General features: G+C 43.9%; 1 protein-coding gene. It reads left to right on the forward strand.

Annotated elements, in window-relative coordinates; all coding sequences use genetic code 11:
* A partial coding sequence (locus R8O10_RS25950) for an EAL domain-containing protein (protein ID WP_318192060.1) occupies positions 1 to 628 on the forward strand: 628 nt, incomplete at both ends.

A 628-nucleotide genomic window follows, 5' to 3' on the forward strand; every position in this document is an offset into this window, starting at 1 on the left:
TACAAACTCGATACGGCTTTGAAGCGTTTGATGAGATCCTCAAAGAATTTCGTAAGCGCCTTGGGATGAACGATTCAAACTACTTCATTACTGGTCGCCCAAGTTCAAACGACTTAGTGCTTTTGTTATGGGGAGAAGATGCTGATTCGAAACTGCATAATCTGCTCGATAAAATCACTAATATCAGCGTGGGGAACTTCTACATCAACGACACAGAAGTGCATTTGCACTCCTACGTTGGCGTAGTTCAGGCTCATCGCTCGAGCAGTGCTAAACAGCTTCTACAAAATGCTTGTTACGCGATGTTGCTATGTAAAGAGTCGGGTGAAGCTTACAGTTACTTCTGTGAGAGCCACACGCATGAGTTAAACAACCATAATCAGCTCGAAAGTTATCTGCTCCAAGCGGTACGTAATGACGATTTGATGTTGTATTTCCAACCAAAAGTGAACCCTCATACGCACAAATGGATAGGTGCAGAAGCACTATTACGCTGGCGTCACCCCGTTTTAGGTGATGTATCTAACGAAGCGCTCATCCACATGGCTGAGCAAAATGGGCTCATATTTGAAGTTGGCTCATTTGTTTTGCGTACTGCTATCGACAAAGCTAAACAGTGGTCTGAGTT

The sequence above is a fragment of the Vibrio sp. 1727 genome, from assembly GCF_033344415.1.
Classification (GTDB): Bacteria; Pseudomonadota; Gammaproteobacteria; order Enterobacterales; family Vibrionaceae; genus Vibrio; species Vibrio alginolyticus.